General features: G+C 39.9%; 4 protein-coding genes. 1 reads left to right on the forward strand and 3 read right to left on the reverse strand.

What is annotated here, in order from left to right; translation table 11 throughout:
* Positions 1-83: 83 nt before the first annotated feature.
* Together HWQ36_RS14655 and HWQ36_RS14660 are read right to left on the reverse strand one after the other, a co-directional pair.
* Positions 84-437 (reverse strand): hypothetical protein, encoded by a 354-nt coding sequence (locus HWQ36_RS14655; protein ID WP_292703899.1) that lies wholly within the window; start codon positions 435-437, stop codon positions 84-86.
* Between the two features lie 631 nt (positions 438-1,068).
* A complete protein-coding gene (locus HWQ36_RS14660; RefSeq protein ID WP_292703902.1) occupies positions 1,069-1,431 on the reverse strand; it encodes a hypothetical protein in 363 nt (120 codons plus the stop codon).
* A gap of 180 nt (positions 1,432-1,611) precedes the next feature.
* Here HWQ36_RS14660 and HWQ36_RS14665 point away from each other — a divergent pair, with 180 nt between their 5' ends.
* Positions 1,612-3,099: a multicopper oxidase domain-containing protein gene (locus tag HWQ36_RS14665; protein WP_292703905.1), complete on the forward strand. Its 1,488-nt coding sequence runs from the start codon at positions 1,612-1,614 to the stop codon at positions 3,097-3,099.
* Between the two features lie 4 nt (positions 3,100-3,103).
* On the opposite strand, the gene HWQ36_RS14670 is transcribed toward HWQ36_RS14665, so the two are convergent.
* A complete protein-coding gene (locus HWQ36_RS14670; protein WP_292703907.1) occupies positions 3,104-3,367 on the reverse strand; it encodes a hypothetical protein in 264 nt (87 codons plus the stop codon).
* Positions 3,368-3,676 lie beyond the last annotated feature (309 nt).

Raw genomic sequence — 3,676 nt, forward strand, 5'->3', positions numbered from 1 at the left:
GCCTTCTGCCTTAAAGCGCGTAACCTTTCATCATCACCAAAAGCTGACAAGAACCATAATGGGGTCTTGTCCAATTTTGGTGATCATGTTTGGGGATGCTCCCAGTTGAGCGATGGTGCAAGCACCCGCCGTAGGCGATCGCAACAACAAAAGATGAAATAATAACTATTACTGAGACTGAGCGATGACACGAAGTGCCCGCCTTCATGCGATCGCAAAAAGACAGTTTCCATCATTCGAGCAAAAGCTTCTACAAGATCGCCAACCAACTCAGTGATTGTAGATTCGCCAACTATCTTGGCTGCTTGGGCAACAGCTATAGAATATTTGCTCTTGAGAACTTGGCGTAAAATTATGATCCCTTCTTCACTTGTGGGATGCGCTCGAATTTGGGCAAGAATAGATAAAGTTTCTTCTAGTTTTCGTGATTTTGGCATATATCATCCCACAACCAGGCGCTCTGTTTTGGACTTAAAGCACTTACCATGAAAGTAGGGAATTAAAATTTGTCAAAGCGCATTCCTCACTTTTTAACTACAAATGGTTAAAAAATATTACTGTCCCAAATAACTACAAAACTCTTGATAGTTAGTTTGTACTATAATACCATTAAGCATTTCATTTTTTAACAAAGTTTGGGGGTTTAACTTCCCTGTAAATATCTGTATTGAGGTTAGAGAACTTCCTGGGCTGAAATCCAAACTAACAGAGATTTGTGATCCCGCAGAAATTGAATATGCCTTTACTTAAGGGTTTGGCAAGCTTGCTAAGGTCATGTTCCGGTTAAGTTGATTCCCAATGTTGGGTCATAATTGAATGGCACGCTTGAAAAGCGCTAACCCTTGATATTACTAGTTTTTGGGTGTAAGATGTAGGTTTGGCTGTAAGAAATTAAGAAGAATTTGCGGGCGTTTCACACTCGTCCGGTAAAAACTATTTTGATTCATGCTGTGCTGTGTGAAAAGCCATCTGCCAGAAATTATGTTCAAATTTTGCAACCATTAAAAAAGATTCTTCAGCTTGTTTTTGAATATCTTCCTGTGCCGTTTCTAAAACCTCATCAGCTTGCTATGACAAAAGTTTTACATATTTTGTAAAATCAATATTTCCCCATCTTTGTGCAAATTCATTGTCAGGTGCAGGCATATTACCTGGTAGTTGCCAACCTTGATTATAGGCTAATTCAATAGCCCAAAATGCAGTTGCTTGTACAGGATAAGGTTTGTCTGCAAGGCTGTGCATATATTCACAGTATTCTCTACAGGTTGGTTGTTTTTTTATATTAAGATTCAGTTGTCGTTGGGTAGCTTTTTCTTTAAACCAATTGAGTTCGTCTTTAAGAGCTGCCAGTCCTCCAAGTATCACATCAAAATGTTGTGGAGGTGCGCTGGCTATTTGAAAATCGGGTGAATTAGTAAAAAAATACTTCAATACCTTAAATGGAAGAGGGTAGGTGTTATATGTTTATACATACAAATCATCTTGCTCACGAGTGAGCGCGTAGATGCGAAATGGTTTTAGGTAGCTTTCATACCTGCTATATAAGTATTGAAAAGCATATTTGTGTAGATAAAAAGACTCAGAGCCGAATACTAAAAAAAGGACATCAGTATGGTAATTACTAGACGAGATGCACTCAACTTAATCGGAAAGAGTACGCTTATGCTACCGCTAGGGGCTTTGAGTATGGGAGCTGGCCAGTTCAGCCCACAAATTCAACCTTTTCAACAGCCATTTCGGATTCCACCTGTTCTCAATCCTGTACATAGTGACTCTACTGGAGATTACTACGAGATTACTATGCAACAAAGCCAAGTAGAGATGTTACCAGGATTAAGCACTAAAATTTGGGGCTACAATGGCATGACACCTGGCCCTACTATTCGGGCGCAACGCGGTAGACAATCAATAGTACGTTTTATTAATAATTTGCCAGAATCAATGGTAATCCATCTGCATGGGATGGCTTCTTTACCTCAGTATGATGGTTACGCAGAAGACTTTGTTCCCTTTGGTTACTACAAAGATTATATCTATCCTAACAACCGGGCGGCTACCCTCTGGTATCATGACCACGCACTTCACCAAACCTCGCGTCATGTGTATATGGGGTTAGCAGGCATGTACATTATTGAGGATGACCTAGAGTTAAATCTGCCTTTGCCGAAAGGAGACTACGATATACCTCTGATTATTCAAGACAAAAGATTTGACAGTGATGGCTCCCTTATTTTTGACGATCGCCGTCAAAGAGGTTTATATGGCGATATCATGCTGGTGAATGGAGTACCTTATCCTCGGATGGAGGTAGCGAATCGCAAGTATCGTTTCCGAATATTAAATGCTGGTACTTCCCGCACATGTCAACTACAACTGAGTACAAAAGATGATTTAATTATCATCGCCTCCGATGCTGGATTACTCAGCGCTCCCGTCAGAACGAAAAATCTACGGATTGGTGTCGCTGAACGTTATGAATTTATTATCGATTTTTCTAAATACCCCATTGGTACCCAAATAGTGTTACAGAATCCTATATTCTCAAGTAACATCGATTCTGACAATCGTACTCAGCAAGTAATGCGTTTTGATGTGGTCAGGCAAGAAAGCGATGATAGTGACATACCCAATACTTTACGTCCTGTACAGATAATACCAGTATCTTCAGCAGTCAGAGCCAGAACCTTTAGGTTTGGTCGTGGCAACCAACTATGGCAGATTAACAATAGAACTTGGGATAAAAACAGGGTTGATGCCAATCCGAGTGTCGGTGATGTTGAGATTTGGAACCTCGTAAATACTGGAGGTGAGTGGGTACATCCTGTACACATTCATCTTGTAGATTTACAGATGATAGACCGCAATGGCTTGCCACCATTACCCTATGAACGAGGTTGGAAAGATGTATTCTTGGTGGAATCAGGTCAAACTGTACGGGTGATAGCCAAATATGGACCTCATGCAGGTAAGTATATGATGCACTGCCATAACTTGGTTCATGAAGACCACGATATGATGACTCAATTTGAGGTCGGCTCAGGGGGAGCAAATCCAATCACAACAGCGAAAGCAAAACCACTTCCCGTACCACCCTTCTAAAATTTTAGTCTCCATACAGTTGTCGATCGAATTTTTTCATTTTCTCCATATCATAAGGATGAGGTGGTTGAGGATTAGTACGTTGGACTATGGGTTTTGGTGTTTGCTTAGAAGTTGACTCTAATGTTTTTGCAGAACTATCCTGTTTTTGATTATTTTGTGTAGTTTTAGAGGATTGAACAGTTTCAGTTGGTTCTAATTTCACCTGCGGCTGAGGATTAGTTACAGTCACTTCTGCAATCAATGCTAAGTTTTGTGACAGTGGCATACTAAAAGCGATTGGAGCTAAAAGCAACGAAGAAAGAAACATAATTATTGACACAAAAAATATTTTCAACATGAATTTTTCTCTTTTAGTGAAGAGGAGATTTTACCTCAATCGTAGCTTAAGAAACTGTCAATCATTTTATTTTGAAGTAGTCCCAATGCTAAAGGCTAATATTATTTCTTACCTGCTTGCAACCGTCCTTTTGTACCTTGTGTCACCTTTGATTCTGACTCTGACTTACCGGAGTTGACCAGTAGACATCTCCAAAATAGTAACACTCTGTGCTAAAAGAACATCAGAGATGTTTTT

The sequence above is a fragment of the Nostoc sp. NMS2 genome (genome assembly GCF_017115105.1).
Lineage (GTDB): Bacteria > Cyanobacteriota > Cyanobacteriia > Cyanobacteriales > Nostocaceae > Nostoc.

Bases quoted from the DNA above. Each gene is read 5' to 3' on its own strand.
- HWQ36_RS14655 (WP_292703899.1), bottom strand. From the start codon at position 437: ATGCCAAAATCACGAAAACTAGAAGAAACTTTATCTATTCTTGCCCAA.
- HWQ36_RS14665 (WP_292703905.1), top strand. From the start codon at position 1,612: ATGGTAATTACTAGACGAGATGCACTCAACTTAATCGGAAAGAGTACG.
- HWQ36_RS14670 (WP_292703907.1), bottom strand. From the start codon at position 3,367: ATGCCACTGTCACAAAACTTAGCATTGATTGCAGAAGTGACTGTAACT.